The organism is Sodalis ligni (assembly GCF_016865525.2).
GTDB classification, from domain to species: domain Bacteria; phylum Pseudomonadota; class Gammaproteobacteria; order Enterobacterales; family Enterobacteriaceae; genus Acerihabitans; species Acerihabitans ligni.
The window spans coordinates 5,172,668-5,187,639 of sequence record NZ_CP075169.1; the positions used below are offsets into that span (position 1 = coordinate 5,172,668).

At 57.0% G+C, this 14,972-nt stretch carries 13 protein-coding genes and 1 tRNA gene; 7 read left to right on the forward strand and 7 right to left on the reverse strand.

Features of this window, described 5'->3' with window-relative positions:
- Positions 1-164 precede the first annotated feature (164 nt).
- Together GTU79_RS24160 and hutH are read left to right on the forward strand one after the other, a co-directional pair.
- Positions 165-1,118, forward strand: coding sequence for a cucumopine synthase-related protein (locus GTU79_RS24160; RefSeq protein ID WP_203523986.1), 954 nt, complete (start codon positions 165-167; stop codon positions 1,116-1,118).
- 57 nt (positions 1,119-1,175) lie between these two features.
- On the forward strand, positions 1,176-2,717 hold the full coding sequence (hutH, locus tag GTU79_RS24165) for a histidine ammonia-lyase (protein ID WP_203523987.1): 1,542 nt from the start codon (positions 1,176-1,178) through the stop codon (positions 2,715-2,717).
- A 16-nt stretch (positions 2,718-2,733) separates the two neighbouring features.
- Here the strand turns inward: hutH and GTU79_RS24170 are convergent, their stop codons facing one another.
- The 3 genes from GTU79_RS24170 to GTU79_RS24180 form a co-directional block, all read right to left on the reverse strand.
- The gene (locus GTU79_RS24170; protein WP_253073409.1) at positions 2,734-4,206 is read right to left on the reverse strand and encodes a Fic family protein; all 1,473 of its coding nucleotides are present in this window, start codon (positions 4,204-4,206) and stop codon (positions 2,734-2,736) included.
- Positions 4,207-4,333: 127 nt separating this feature from the next.
- A complete protein-coding gene (locus GTU79_RS24175) occupies positions 4,334-5,215 on the reverse strand; it encodes an NmrA family NAD(P)-binding protein (protein ID WP_203523988.1) in 882 nt (293 codons plus the stop codon).
- 68 nt (positions 5,216-5,283) lie between these two features.
- Positions 5,284-6,003, reverse strand: coding sequence for an SDR family oxidoreductase (locus GTU79_RS24180; RefSeq protein WP_203523989.1), 720 nt, complete (start codon positions 6,001-6,003; stop codon positions 5,284-5,286).
- A gap of 167 nt (positions 6,004-6,170) precedes the next feature.
- Here GTU79_RS24180 and GTU79_RS24185 point away from each other — a divergent pair, with 167 nt between their 5' ends.
- Complete coding sequence (locus GTU79_RS24185) at positions 6,171-6,668, forward strand: winged helix-turn-helix transcriptional regulator (RefSeq protein WP_132925645.1); 498 nt, start codon at positions 6,171-6,173, stop codon at positions 6,666-6,668.
- Between the two features lie 31 nt (positions 6,669-6,699).
- On the opposite strand, the gene GTU79_RS24190 is transcribed toward GTU79_RS24185, so the two are convergent.
- Both GTU79_RS24190 and idnO read right to left on the reverse strand, forming a co-directional pair.
- The gene (locus GTU79_RS24190; RefSeq protein WP_203523990.1) at positions 6,700-7,176 is read right to left on the reverse strand and encodes a NanQ anomerase/TabA/YiaL family protein; all 477 of its coding nucleotides are present in this window, start codon (positions 7,174-7,176) and stop codon (positions 6,700-6,702) included.
- A gap of 76 nt (positions 7,177-7,252) precedes the next feature.
- Positions 7,253-8,017: a gluconate 5-dehydrogenase gene (gene idnO / locus GTU79_RS24195; protein ID WP_132925642.1), complete on the reverse strand. Its 765-nt coding sequence runs from the start codon at positions 8,015-8,017 to the stop codon at positions 7,253-7,255.
- A gap of 464 nt (positions 8,018-8,481) precedes the next feature.
- Between idnO and GTU79_RS24200 the strand changes: the two genes are divergently transcribed.
- The 4 genes from GTU79_RS24200 (at position 8,482) to GTU79_RS24215 (ending at position 13,472) form a co-directional block, all read left to right on the forward strand.
- Entirely contained in the window at positions 8,482-9,474 is a 993-nt protein-coding gene (locus tag GTU79_RS24200) for a LacI family DNA-binding transcriptional regulator (RefSeq protein ID WP_203523991.1), read from the forward strand.
- Positions 9,475-9,761: 287 nt separating this feature from the next.
- On the forward strand, positions 9,762-11,039 hold the full coding sequence (locus tag GTU79_RS24205) for an MFS transporter (protein ID WP_203523992.1): 1,278 nt from the start codon (positions 9,762-9,764) through the stop codon (positions 11,037-11,039).
- Between the two features lie 20 nt (positions 11,040-11,059).
- Positions 11,060-12,010 (forward strand): 2-hydroxyacid dehydrogenase, encoded by a 951-nt coding sequence (locus tag GTU79_RS24210; RefSeq protein WP_203523993.1) that lies wholly within the window; start codon positions 11,060-11,062, stop codon positions 12,008-12,010.
- A gap of 148 nt (positions 12,011-12,158) precedes the next feature.
- On the forward strand, positions 12,159-13,472 hold the full coding sequence (locus tag GTU79_RS24215) for an MFS transporter (RefSeq protein ID WP_132925636.1): 1,314 nt from the start codon (positions 12,159-12,161) through the stop codon (positions 13,470-13,472).
- A gap of 124 nt (positions 13,473-13,596) precedes the next feature.
- Here GTU79_RS24215 and GTU79_RS24220 read toward each other — a convergent pair.
- Both GTU79_RS24220 and GTU79_RS24225 read right to left on the reverse strand, forming a co-directional pair.
- Positions 13,597-13,671 (reverse strand) — tRNA-Gly (locus GTU79_RS24220).
- Between the two features lie 216 nt (positions 13,672-13,887).
- The gene (locus GTU79_RS24225) at positions 13,888-14,883 is read right to left on the reverse strand and encodes an aldo/keto reductase (RefSeq protein WP_203523994.1); all 996 of its coding nucleotides are present in this window, start codon (positions 14,881-14,883) and stop codon (positions 13,888-13,890) included.
- Positions 14,884-14,972: the final 89 nt, after the last annotated feature.

The following is a 14,972-nucleotide window of genomic DNA, read 5'->3' on the forward strand; positions in this document are numbered from 1 at the left end:
GTGAGGTAAAACAGCCCCGGTTCCGAATGCCGGTTGTCGTTTCAAACCACAAATGTATATACATAATATTATATTGTATATACAATAATCCTGTCATGATTATGACGCCCCTTTTTACGGCGGCGTAGCCGTTAGGTTGTTTTTTGACGACAGGAGTAAGTGGTATGAGTTATACGAGCCTTGGCGATGTGATTAACGACATCCACAGCCATACCGGGCTAATCGCCCATGATGAACCCGCCGAGATCCACGCCTTTCGCACCGGCACGCTGGACAATCAGGCGGGAAGCTACGGTCAGTATTTCGGGACCTGGGATATCGCGGCCGGCATGATGCGCGATTACTCCATGTATACCTATTATCCGCTGCTGCAGATCGTTGAAAATCCGGCCATCGATCTGTCCCAGTTCGCCTTTATCCTCGACAGCTTCGATCACCCCTACAGCAACTATCTGCGCTACAGCGGTTTTCCGAAAATGGGCAAGCTGGCCTTCGCCATGCGGGAATGGCTGCCGCAGGCCGAGTCGCGCCGGCAGGCGGTTGAAGCCATCAGGGCGTTTTGTATATACACCAACAAAATGGCCGCCTGGTCTTTCCACTACTTTCCGTGGCGCCTGGGTAAAGAGTTTACCTATAGCCAGCCCGAAGCGGCCGCCCCTTCCCTCGCCGACCCGGCGCTGCGGGTAAAAATCAACCAGGGCCGCAAGATTCGCCTCACCTGGCAGCCGCTGGGCATCACCGTGGACGCCTATCTGGCGGTGAATGAAAACCCGGAGCTGTGCCAGGATGTGATCAACGCCCTGCCCTTTACCATTTTGCAGGATCACGCCGTGGTCACCGGCGAGTCCATGTATGCCTGGTGCCCGCTGGTATCCACCGCCCCTATCCATGTGCGGGAAAGAATCTGCGATGCCCCGAAAGGGCGGCTGCGTTTTTCCCAGTCCACCGGACAAAAATTCATCGTCCAGTACGGCCCCACCACCGAGGATTTGGCCCAGCCGGTATTGGGGGAAGTGGTGCCGGAACATACCGATCGTCTCGACGCGGTGGGTATCGAGGTCTGGAAAAGCACCTTTGAAACCAAAACCCCTATCTGGCTGCGGGTAGAACTGGCCTGACCGTATTATCTATCCCTAAATAGGGATAGAGGTAATCCACTCCACAGGAATGACAGCATGATTATCTTAAAACCCGGCAAGGTGACCTTGCCGGAGCTGGAGCAAATTTACCGCTCCGACGTGGGCGTCCGGCTCGATCCGGCGATGGAAGGGGCAATACAGCACAGCGCGGCGCGGGTGGCGCAGATTGTGGCGGGGGATGCGGCGGTCTACGGCATCAATACCGGGTTCGGCAAGCTGGCGTCGGTGCGCATTCCCACCGAAGACGTAGCCACCTTGCAGCGCAACCTGATTTTATCCCACTGCTGCGGCGTGGGGGAAGCGCTGGCCAGGCCGGTGGTGCGCCTGATCATGGCCCTTAAGCTTATTTCCCTGGGACGGGGCGCCTCCGGGGTGCGCTATGACATTATTCGTCTTATCGAAGGAATGCTGGCCTGCGACGTCATACCGGTGATTCCCGGCCAGGGCTCGGTGGGCGCCTCGGGAGATTTGGCGCCCCTGGCGCACATGGTGGCGGTGATGATAGGCGAAGGCGAGGCGGTGATGCTCGGACAAAGAATGCCCGCCCGGCAGGCGCTGCAGCTGGCGGGGCTGAAACCGGTGGTGCTGGCGGCCAAAGAGGGCCTGGCGCTGATCAACGGCACGCAGGTTTCCACCGCCCTGGCCCTGGCCGGACTGTTCGGCGCTCATCGGGCGCTGCAAACCACGCTCATCTCCGGCGCCCTCACCACCGACGCCATCATGGGCTCCACCGCCCCGCTGCATGATGAAATCCATCAACTGCGCGGGCACCGGGGACAGATAGACACCGCCCGAAGCCTCAGCCGTTTGCTGGCAACGTCAGAAATACGCCAAAGCCATTTGGAAAACGACCCGCGCGTGCAGGATCCCTATTGCATCCGCTGCCAGCCGCAGGTGGCCGGCGCCGCCCTTGATTTGATCCGCCAGGTGGCGGCCACGTTATGCACCGAAGCCAACGCCGTCACCGACAATCCGCTGCTGCTGTCCGATAATACCGTGGTGTCCGGGGGAAATTTTCATGCCGAGCCGGTGGCGTTCGCGGCGGATATCCTGGCCCTGGCCATTGCCGAGATAGGTTCCATCGCCCAGCGGCGCATTGCCCTGATGGTGGATCCCGCCTTGAGCTTCGGCCTGCCGGCATTTCTGGTGGCCGCTCCCGGGCTTAACTCCGGCATGATGATCGCCGAAGTGACCTCAGCCGCCCTGATGAGCGAAAACAAGCAAATGACCCATCCCGCCTCGGTGGACTCCACACCCACCTCCGCCAACCAGGAGGATCATGTCTCCATGGCCTGCCACGGCGCGCGCCGCCTGCTCAAAATGCTTGATAACCTCAATGCTATCTTAGGGATTGAAATCATGGCCGCCACCCAGGGCATTGAATTCCGCGCGCCCCTCGCCACCAGCCCTGAGCTGCTCAAGGTAACGCGGCAGGTGAGAAAACAGGTAGCCCCGCTGACCACCGATCGCTACATGGCGACGGATATCGCCAATGCCGCGCAGATGGTTGCCTCCGGCGCCATCATCGGCGCCCTTGGCAGCGACGGATTGTTACCGCCGCTGGCGGGAGGGAATTAGCCCAGCCGCTATTGCGTTAATTCAAGGTTCGATAGTGTTTGGCCTGCCAGGCGGAAAACTGCGCGGGCCGTAACCGGTATCGGGCTATTGACCCCTCGTGCAGCTGCCGCAGCTCTTCTATCACCAGCGCTTTCACCACGGCCTGTTCCTCCGGTTTCACTTCAGCGGCAACCATTGCCTCGATCAGTTCGAGGGCGTCTTGATCCGCAGCCGCCACCACCTGATAAACCATACCCTTAACGATTAGGCGATAACGCAGCCTCAGCGGATCGGGCTCGCTTAATTCCTGCCTCAACGACCGGTATTCCTCCACGGAACGTTCATAGGCCCACAGATAAAGATCCCGCAGCAATTCGACCCGGGTCACTTCATACACCCCCAATATCGAGCGGCAGTAGGCTTGTTCCGGCACACCCAAAAACGCCAGCGGGCACAAATTGGCCCGCAGCAGCGGCAGATTGGCCGCCAGGCGGGAGGTACGTTTATTGACGTCGCCGAAAGGCTGCAGGTAGGGCAGATGGACCATAATAAAAAAAGACTGTTCGAAAGGATCGGTTATGGCCCGCGCCTTGATCAACAGTGAATCCAATACTTCACTGATGTGCGCCTCTCCTATAAGCGGCCGGTAGACACTTTTGCCGATGCCCACCGCGTGCTGGCGGATACGCCCGCCTTCGATGAATTTGGGTAACAGGTTTTCGGAAAGTATACTGTGTAAATTCAGCAGGGTATAGCGGTTGAAATCGGCCTCCTTGATACTCTCCAGCAGGAATTCGATGGCGGCTTTGTGATTGAGGATCATCTGGGTTTCCATCACCGTTTTGCCGCTAGCGGCTTGGCCATGCTCAATAAGCTTAACGGTGTCCAGACGGCTGTAGGTATTCCCTTCCAGATGACTGGATGCCCAGGACAAATCAATCATCAAACGACTTAATATTCCCCGGCCATAGGTGCCTGCGATCTTGGAAGCCTGCTCCATATCCCCCATCCGCCAAAGCTGGTTTCTGATGGGTTCGGGCAGGTAAAAAGTCACATTGGGTTCATAGGCATCGAGAAAATCACGCTGGTACCCCACGGGTATCCTGACGTGCACCGGCCGCTCAATATATCCGAGAATATCCTTACTGTCCTCGGACAGGGGAATCTTCGGGGGGTCGGTATCGCGATCTTCGTCGGAAAAAAGCCAGTACCGGGGATAGTCATCACGCAGAATCAGCCCATGGGCCGCAGAGTGATTAAGGTCGACCACATAGTGCCGTCCCCGCCCCTCCCCCCGCGCCCGCACTTTGCCATCAGCGACAAGCTGCTTCAGCCAGCGCTGAAGGGTCCGTCGCGCAATGGCCGGATGTTCCGCCGACAAATCGGCCACCGTCAGAGGCTGGAATGTGTTGAAGAACGTCTGATAGACGTTATTTATTGAGTTCACAGGGGTAACCGAGAGCAACGGAAGAATGGCGCGATTATGGCGTGATTGATAAATTTGCGCCATAAACGCTCCATAAACGCGCCATCGACATGACGCCATTGACCTCATAGCGCCTTATTGCGCCACGTTGAACCATGCCTGCGGCGCGATGGGGAGCGCCGTTCCCCGCGCCCCCGCACGAATACTCTTCTCAGGCGTACACTCCGCGGTTCTTCTCGATAAAAGCCTGAACAGTAAGTGCCGGGGCGCCGGTGATTGTCTCTACGTTATCATTGGTGCCGGCAAAAATGCCCGCTTGGTAGTTTCGCGCCACTTCGGTGAGATGCTGAACGAGAAAGGGCGGGAAATGGTAAACCTGTTCCATTTTTTGCCTAAAGGCATCAATGGAGGCCGGAGCATAGTCGATTTTCACCCCCAGCACCTCACTCATGGCGGCGGCAATTTCCGTATGGTTCATTTCGACGGGACCGTGCAGGGTATAGATTTTGCCCTCGTGGCCGGCGGGGTTGGCAAGAATGTGCGCGATAACCCGCCCCTGATCCTCCGCGCTGACAGGCGCATGACGCCCGTCGCCAAAGGGGAATTCGATTTTTTTCCTGGCCTGTATCTCCTTGGCGAAGTGATCATAGACCAGCCAGTCGGCAAAAAAGGTTGGGCGCAGATGCGTCGTCGCTACCCCCGACCAGTCAAAGACCCGCTCGGAAATCCAGTGATCCTGCGCGGCATGGCTTGCGGATTCCCGCCGCGCCGATATTTGCGACATATTGACGATGGCGGTTACGCCGGCTTCCTTGGCCGCCTGCGCAAAAAAAGCAGCGGCGCTGATAATGCCCGGCGCTATGGGATAGAGGAAGTAAGCGGAGTCGATACCCTCCATCGCGGCGCGTATAGCGTCAATGTTGGTGAAATCACCCAAGGCGATCTCCACCCCGCGTTTGCGCAACGCCGCGGCCTTTTCGCTATCCGATCGCACATAGGCCCGTACGCGTTTACCCATGTTCAACAGTTGTTCAATGGCCGCGCCGCCGGTACGTCCGGTTGCGCCGCTTACCAGGATGTTTGCCTTAGTCATTTTCATCACCTTTGCCAAGCGCGAACCGGCCGCGAAACACGTCTGCCGCGGGCGGTTTTTGCCGTTGATCAGCCCGCCATAGCGGCGAAGAATTGTTCCAAGCCCTTGGGGTTGCCGCCCCACAGTACGGAAAGCTGTTTTGAGGTAGGATCGGGATAGATATCTTCCTGGTCGGCAATAATGCCCTTGACGATATCTTCAGCCGCGTCCGCGGGAGAGGCCTTGTCCAACGGCAGGTTTTTCGCCATGTCGGTATCTATGGGGCCGGGAAAAACGCCGATGACCCGGATGTTCTTGGACTTCAACGCCGTTCGCGCCGCCTGCGTGGCTGAGAACAGCGCCGCTTTCGATACCGAATAGCCCTCAATGCCCGGCACCGACGCCAGGCCGACCACGCTGACGACGTTGGCGATTACGCCGCCGCGCTTTTCCATCAGGGGCGCAAAGGCCTGCATCATGCGAACGGTGCCATAGTAGTTTACGTCCATGTCCGCCGACAGCTCGGCGGTTGTGGCAGTGAGAATATGGCTGTAGTTCATGGTGCCGGCATTGTTCAGCAGGATATCCACCGCGTCAATCTGACGGGCGGCGGCGGACACGTCGTCGGGCTTGGTGATATCAAGCTGTACGGGAATCACTCGCGCATCGTTGAAATCAGGCAGGGACGAAAGAGTGCGTACGCCCGCATACACCTTGCCGATGCCGTATTTCAGGAATTCGCGCACGATTTCGGCGCCGATGCCGCGATTGGCGCCGGTGATCAATACTGATTTTTCTTGGATATTCATCGTCATGATCCTTACGTTGGTTACAGCGGTGATTATTCAATGCACCAGCATTGACTTGACATGGGCGCGTGCTCTCGCCATAGTTACTTGCATGATGATAGTATATACGAAACTATCATCATGCAAGTGACTTTTAATACCTGTGGTTTTTTTAACCGGGAGCAAGTATGAAACATAAGAGTTTTGACGAGCTGGTGTGCCCCATCGCCCGCAGCCTTGATCAGGTGGGGGAGTGGTGGAGCATCCTGATTCTGCGCGAAGCTTTTTATGGGGCCAGGAAATTCGATGAGTTTCAAAAAGGCGTGGAAGGCATTGCGCCGAATACGCTGACGCGCCGCCTTAAAGAACTGGTGGGCTCCGGTCTTCTTGAACGCCGCCGCTACAGTGAACGTCCGGAGCGCTATGAATATATCCTGACGCAGTGCGGTCGCGATTTTTATCCGGTTTTGTGGGCATTACTGGATTGGGGCAATAAATATTTCGCCCCGGAAGGGGACATTGTCCAACTGGAAAATCTCAAAACCAAAAAATTGGCGGCGCCTTTCCTGGCCGACAGAAATACCGGCGAGGAAATATCACCGGGGAATTACCAGATTGTCGCCGGTCCCGGCGCCACCGACGCCGTCCGCGGTAAAATCGCCGCATCCCGGCAAAACCTGGATTAAGCGCTCAAACATAAGGCGGCGGCTATCCGCTTTATTCCCCGGGCAGCAGCGACGCATCGATTTTCGCCACCACTTTACGCAGCCGTCCCGGAATGCCGAGGGTAGCCATAGGACGATGCAGCTCACCGGGAAACAGCAAGACGATGTCTCCGGGACGCAGGCGGATGAGACTCTCCTCACCCATGCCCCGGTAGAACCCGATATCCCCTTCTTCGTTGAAGGGGCCGTCGGAAAGCTGCCGGCTATCCAGCGGCGACGCGCCGATGACCTCCTCGCCTACCAGCAACAGGTGCACGTCCACATAGCGGCGATGCAACTCCGGCCGCTGCTCGTGCAACGGCCGGCTCCTACCTTCGATAACCGAAAAAAACAGGGCGTCGCCGTCGATGGCATAGCGGCCCGTGGCCAGTTGCGCCAGCGGATGTTGCTCAAGCGCCTGCAACAGCCGCCGAATAATGGCCGGATAGAGCGGATTCACCGCCGCCCGCGCCAGTGTATCGATAATCATGACAATTCCTTGATGGATAGGGGGATGCCGCGCCATGGCGGCGCCGGCGGAGTCTCAGGGCAACGCCTTTGCGCCTTTACACCGCCACCAGCATGCCGCCGTCCACAAACAGCAGATGTCCGTTGACGAAGTCCGACGCGGCGGAGGATAAAAATACCGCGGCGCCGATGAGCTCACGCGGATCGCCCCAGCGGGCCGCCGGCGTGCGTTTGCACAGCCATTCGGTAAATACCGGATCCTGCACCAGCGCCTGGGTCATTTCCGTTTTGAAATAGCCCGGCGCAATGCCGTTGACCTGGATGTTATAGCGCGCCAGCTCCACGCACATACCACGCGTGAGCATTTTCACCGCCCCCTTGGCGGCGGCATAAGGGGTAATGGTGTCGCGCCCCAGTTCGCTCTGCATGGAACAGATATTGACGATTTTACCGGCGCGGCGCTGAACCATGCGGCGTGATACCGATTGGGAAACCAGGAACACCGCGGTCTGGTTAACGGCAATGATGTCATTCCAATCTTTGAGGGGAAATTCGGTGAACGGATGGCGGCGTTGAATGCCGGCGTTATTGAACAGCACATCAATGGCGCCGATATCCCGCTCGATATGCTCCACGGCGGATTCCACCGCCTGCGCGTCAGTCACGTCGAATGCGGCGGCGTGGGCGTTAAACCCCATATCGCGCAGCTTCAGCGCCGCAATTTCCGCCCGCTCCTGGGTGATATCATTGATGATAATTTCCGCGCCATATTCCGCCAACCCCTGCGCGGTGAGAAAACCGATTCCCCGGGCAGAACCGGTAATCAATATTTTTTTATTTTCAAGGCTAAATAAATTCATTATTTTTTCCTACAGATTGGGCTTACGGTATTTAGCGTGCTGCTGGCTATTCGTCCGGCGACAATTAATACGATGTGAAAGTATTTATTTATCGTTCAGATGAAATACCCACATTCCTGGCTATTTAATTTCGCCAGCGAAAAACGTTTGTACTCTTGTGCTGTGCGACGCACCTTGCTTTGTCATTGTCATTGCTGGAACGGCATCGCCCTGTGCCGCCGGATAACGAGTATGAAAGCGATTTAAGGCCGCTGAAACTGTGATGAAGATCACTTTAAATAGTGTTACGTCAACCTGTTACCTTTGCTGTGATCCAACCGGGATAACGTTTTCGCTGCCGGGGAGAAACGCAGGGAATGCCTGGCGACGGCGGCATGTTATCGATGGGGGAGAGACGGTAATACCCTTTTCTTTTACCGTTGCCCGGGGGCATAATCAATTCAATCAGATAGGACCGGAAATAATCAATGAAACCACAGCGGGTGACATTACAGGATATCGCCGCCCTGGCCGGCGTGACAAAAATGACGGTAAGCCGTTATTTACGCACGCCGGAAAAAGTGGCGCCGGATACCGCAGCGCGCATTGCGGCCATCCTGGCGGAGGTGAATTACCAGCCCGACCCGGAAAATCGCTCGCTGGCCAGTAATCAATTGCCGCGCATCGGCGTCTTGATCCCCTCATTCAATAATCAGATTTTTGCGGACCTGCTGGCCGGCATTGAATCGGTAACGACCCCGCAAGGCTTCCGCACCCTGGTGGTGAATTATGATTACGACCGCGATCGTGAAGAAGAGCAAATCGCCAATATCCTGAATTTCCCGGTGGCCGGACTCATCTTGACGGAAACAATCCACACTTTGCGGGCGGAAAAATATTTGCACGCCGCGGATATCCCGGTGGCCGAAGTGATGGATATGACCGCCGGCAGCGGCAGGATCAACGTGGGCTTTGACAACAAGCAGGCCGCCCATGACATGACCCGTATGCTGCTGGCCAGCGGCAAGCGCCGCATCATCTATTTCGGTTCCATGTCCGACGACCGCGATCAAAAGCGGTACCACGGATACTGCCAGGCCATGGCCGATGCGTGCCTGCCCACCGGACGGCTGATACCCAACAAGGTATCCTCGGTGTCGATGGGCACCGGCATGATGACCATGGCCCGCCAGATGTATCCGGATCTGGACGGTATCCTGTGCACCAATGACGATCTGGCGGTAGGCGTGTTACAGGAATGCCTGGCCTCAGGTATCCACGTTCCCGAGGAAATAGGCATAGCCGGCTTTCACGGCCTGGATATCGGCCAGGTGACCCAGCCGAAGCTGGCAAGCGTAGTCACCCCGCGCTTTGAGATGGGACGGGTATCCACCGAAATACTAATACGTAAAATCAAAGGGATATCCACAATAGAACAAATAGATCTGCACTATCGGCTCTCTCCCGGCGGTACCCTGTAAGGCGGGCCGTCAGTACCGAACCGAACTCTCCCCTCCCGCCCGGCCGGCCACCCTCCGTGCCGGCCGCGTCCGATAAAACCCGCTGAATATGTCATACCCGTCACGCACCGGGTAACAGGATTTGTTAACACGATTCAGCGTGATCTATGTCTCAATTTTTCACTGTGAAAACCGTTCTGATAATACCCACAGGAGAGGAGCGGTAATGACAATGATGAATACGCTATTAGCCTATAAAAAAATCTAAGAATGCAGTGATTACATAAACCATATTGAGACCAGTCAACATGAATACATTGCCCAAACGCCGTTGGCTCTATTTAATGCCGACGATATTTATTACCTACAGCCTGTCTTACCTTGATAAGGCTAATTACAGTTTTGCCTCCGCCGCCGGCATCGGTAACGATCTGGGTATTGATCCTTCTCTGGCGTCCTTGATTGGCGCGCTGTTTTTCCTGGGGTATTTTACCCTGCAAATTCCGGGCGGGATGCTGGCGGAAAAATGGAGCGTGCGCAAACTGCTGACGCTGAGCCTGGTGCTGTGGGGCATCTGCGCCACGCTTACGGGGCTTGTCACCAATGTCGCCTCGCTGGTCGTCATCCGCTTTGTCCTCGGGGTGGTGGAAGCCATCGTGACGCCAAGCCTGTTACTGTTGATTTCACGCTGGTTTACCCATACCGAACGCTCCAAAGCCAATACGCTGTTCCTGCTCGGCAACCCGGTTACCGTATTGTGGATGTCCATTCTTTCCGGCTGGCTGGTGCAGAACTGGGGATGGCGCCATATGTTTGTGGTGGAAGGCATTCCCGCCGTCATCTGGGCGGTGGTGTGGTGGGTGGTTATCCGCGACAGGCCGGAACAGGCCGCTTGGCTGAATAAGCAGGAGAAAGCGGCGCTTATCGGCGAACTGGCCAATGAGCAGCGTCGTAAAGAGACCATGACCAACTGGAGCCAAGTCCTTCGCTCCGCCAACGTTATCAAGCTGGCGGGCTGGATGTTTTTCCAGAGCATCGGCTTTTTTGGTTTCCTGATGTGGCTGCCCTCCATTCTGCACTCGGGCGCCATCTCCATGGCCCAAACCGGCCTGCTGTCCTCGCTGCCTTACGGCCTGGCGGCGATATTAATGATGATTGCCGCCTGGCTAAGCGACAAATATCAAAAACGGGTGGGTTTTATCGCCTATCCGATCTTGATAGCCGGCTGCTGTTTCCTGCTGCTGCCCTTCCTTGGCACCGATCATTTCTGGCTCTCTTACCTGCTGCTGGTGATTACCGGGGCCTGCCTTTATATCCCGTTCGGGCCGTTCTTCGCGCTGGTGCACGACGTATTGCCGGCGTCCATGGTGGGCGGCGCCGGCGGGATGATCAACAGCATGGCCGCCGTCGGGGCGTTTATCGGCTCGTATCTGGTGGGCATGCTCAACAGCGTCACCCATTCAACCAATTCATCCTATTTTATGATGGCGGCCTGCCTGGGCATCGCCGTGGTCTTCGCCCTTTCCATCAAGCCGCAACAAGAGGCTGAAACGGGGAAGTTAGCCGGTGGTTCCAGCGTGGCGTAACGCCGTACAGGGGTAATAACATGACAGTAAGAAATTTGCGTACCGTTTTGCTGATAGCACCGGTAATGGACCAACTGCAAAAACGTCTTGAGGCCGGCTACGTAGTGCATAAGCTGTACGAACAAGCCGATCCGGCGGCCTATCTGGCGCAAAACGGCGCCGGCATTTTAGTCGTGGTGACGCGCGGGGACGTAGGGGTGAGCACGCCGGTGCTGGAGGCGCTGCCGTCGGTGGGACTGGTGGCTGTTTTCGGCGTTGGCACCGACGGGGTTGACCTGAACTATGCGCGTCGACGCGGCATCGACATCACCATTACCTCCGGCGCGCTGACCGAGGATGTGGCGGATATGGCGCTGGGCCTGCTGCTCAGCACCGCCCGCCGGCTGTGCCAGGGAGATCGCTTCGTGCGCGAGGGACGCTGGCCGCTGGAAACGCCGCCGTTAAGCAGCCAGGTCAGCGGCAAACGCATCGGCATCCTCGGCATGGGCAATATCGGACGGGCCATTGCCCGCCGCGCCGGCGGCTTCGATATGCAAATCCGCTACACCGACCGTAAACGTAACGACGCCCTGCCCTATCTCTTCTGCCCCGATTTACCCGCCCTGGCCCGCGACAGCGATTTTCTGGTGATTGCGGCCTCAGGCGGCAAAGAGAGCCAGGGAATGGTGAATCGCTTGATCTTCCAGGCGTTGCCGGACCATGCGCTGGTTATCAATATCGCCCGCGGCAGCATCGTTAACGAGCCGGATCTCATTAGCGCGCTGCAACAGGGCGATATCGCCGGGGCCGGGCTGGACGTCTATGCCGACGAGCCCAACGTGCCGCCGGCCCTGCTGGCGATGGACAATGTCGTGTTACAGCCCCATACGGCCAGCGCAACATGGGAAACCCGGCGCAAAATGAGCGACATAGTCTTCGCCAACGTGGAGGCTTTCTTCAGCCAGCGCCCGCTGCCGAATAAACTGGAATAACATTAAGGGGGGTGATGGCTGTTTATTTCACGGCACCGGCTTTTCTGACAATCATTATTCAATGACGATAGCCGGATATAAAAATAATACTGATTCCTCTTTTTATGATTAAAAAGGGGTGGCTAACCTTATTGTCGGACATTTCGCTATGGATGATAAAATACCTCATACCCGTTGGCTGCGAGTGGTCGCGCCAATATTAATCGCTTGTATCATTTCCTTTATGGATCGGGTGAATATCAGTTTCGCCCTGCCGGGAGGCATGGAAAGCGATTTAGGCATAAACAGCCGGATGGCAGGTCTCGCCAGCGGCATATTTTTTATCGGCTATCTCTTCTTGCAGGTGCCCGGCGGCCGTACCGCGGTTCACGGCAGCGGTAAGCGTTTCATCGCCTGGTCGCTGGCGGTATGGGCCGTGGTGTCCATCGCCACCGGATTTGTCACCGGCCACTATCAGCTGCTGGCGCTGCGTTTTCTGCTGGGCGTGTCGGAGGGCGGCATGCTGCCGGTGGTCTTGACCATGCTGAGCAACTGGTTCCCGGAAAAAGAAATCGGGCGGGCCAATGCGTTTGTCATGATGTTCGCGCCCATCGGCGGCATGGTCACCGCCCCCATCTCCGGTACCATTATCAACCTGCTGAATTGGCGCTGGCTGTTTCTTATCGAAGGCATGTTATCGCTGGTGGTGCTGGCGGTATGGTGGTGCCTGATAAGCGATCGTCCCCAGGAAGCGCGCTGGCTGCCTGAAAGAGAACGTGAGTACTTACGCAGGGAGCTGGCCCAGGATGCCGAAAACCGCCAGAACCTCACGCCGGTCAGCAATGCTCCGCTGCGGGACGTATTCCGCAACAGCGGACTGATAAAGCTGGTGGTGCTGAATTTCTTTTATCAAACCGGTGATTATGGCTATACCCTGTGGCTGCCCACCATATTGAAAAATCTCACCGGCGCCAATATGGCAGGGGTGGGGTTGCTGGCGATATTGCCGTTTATCGCCACTATCGCCGGCATCTATCTTATCTCGGTGTTGAGCGATAAAACCGGCAAACGGCGGCTATGGGTACGGGTTTCGCTGCTGTGTTTCGCCGCCGCGCTGCTGGCATCGGTCATTCTTAAACAGAATGTGATCGCGTCCTATATCGCCCTGGTGATTTGCGGCTTCTTCCTCAAAGCGGCCACCAGCCCGTTCTGGTCGATCCCGATGCGTATCGCCTCGGCGGAAGTTGCCGGCAGCGCCCGCGGGGTGATAAACGGACTGGGCAACCTCGGCGGTTTTTGCGGTCCCTACCTGGTAGGCGTCGTGATGTTTCTTTACGGACAAAACCTGGCGGTTTGCGCGCTGGCGGCTTCACTTATCATCGCCGGCCTCCTCACGTTCCTGTTGCCGAAGAGCTGCGACCTGACGTCGGTCGCGACCCCGTCGGACGAAAGCATGAGGCTGCGCAAAGCCCCTCGCCCTTGAGGCAATCATCCCGTTATCCGGCGGAGCGGCAATAGGCTGTCCTGCCGGAAATTCCCCGCCAGGAAAATGACCGGAAGATTTTTTCCAAAAAAACGGACGCTGCTGGGCGTCCGAAATTTTGAATTGGAGCGGGAAACGAGGCTCGAACTCGCGACCCCAACCTTGGCAAGGTTGTGCTCTACCACTGAGCTATTCCCGCATTATGTCCCGCATTATGCTTTCCCGGCACATCTTTCCGGCAACGCGTTTGCACAGTCTATGCGCAATATCCATCCGCGGTACCATCAACACAATCAATTGATTCCGTTGATATTTATGTGTCAATTGAAAGGCGGATTGCATTATGGACCAGATGTTTAAAACTGACAAGTTTTTTTTAAACGCCGGGGCACCAAGCGTTCAGAACGGCAGCATATTATCTCACCGAGTCCCCGCGCCGATATTCAATGGTAAGCTCATCAAACCGGACCTTGAGATCCGCCGTAAGGCTGTAATCCACCGCGGCCAGGGAATCGGACAGCTGCTCCGCCCGGCTTGCGCCAAGAATAACCGAGGTGATGGCGGGATTTGCCAGGATCCAGGCGATGGAAAGCTTGGTCAGCGGCTGGCCGATTCCCCCGGCGGCCTCTTGCAGCCGAGCGATGGTCTCGAACTCGCGCTGATGCCAATAGCGCGCCTGATACATGGCGCCGAACTGCCCGACTTCCGCCGAGAAACGTCCCTTTTCCGGCGTCTCATCCTGCCGGTAACGGCCCGTCAGCAATCCTCCGGCCAGAGGATTAAAGGGGATCACCGCCAGGTTTTCCTCTGTGGCCAAGGGCAACAGTTCGCGTTCGATTTCACGATACAGCAGGTTATAGCGCGGCTGCACCGAAACGAACCCCACCAGTTTCAACGTTTCCTGGCGGCCGATGGCGCGTGCGAGCCGATAGGCCAGGAAGTTCGATACGCCGACATAACGCGCCTTGCCCGAGCGGACAATGGCGTCAAGGGCTTCGAGGGTCTCATCCAAGGGGGTAGCCGCATCGTCCAAATGAAGCTGATAGAGATCGACATATTCAACGTTCAATCGACGCAGTGACCCATCGATTGCATCAAGCAAATGTTTGCGCGAGGTGCCCTGGTCCCAGGGGGAAGGCCCCATGGGGCCGCCCGCCTTGGTGGCAAGAATAAAGCGGTCGCGCTTGCCTGCCAGCCAACGGCCGGTAATCTCTTCGGTGAGCCCCATTCCGGAAGCGCCGATGCCGGCCGGGTACATATCCGCGGTGTCGATAAAGTTAACGCCGGCTTCCGATGCGATGTCAAAGATCCGCCTCGATTCCGCTTCGTCGGTTTGTTTACCGAAGGTTCCGGTGCCCAGGCAAAGACGGGATACGGTCAGACCGGTCCGGCCGAATGTTGTAAATTGCATAGAGACTCCACAGTTGCTAAAGACAGGTCAGCCGTAGCCCACCCTCACCGCCCGCCAAACGCGCGGGCCAGCCGTAATATAGTGATCAC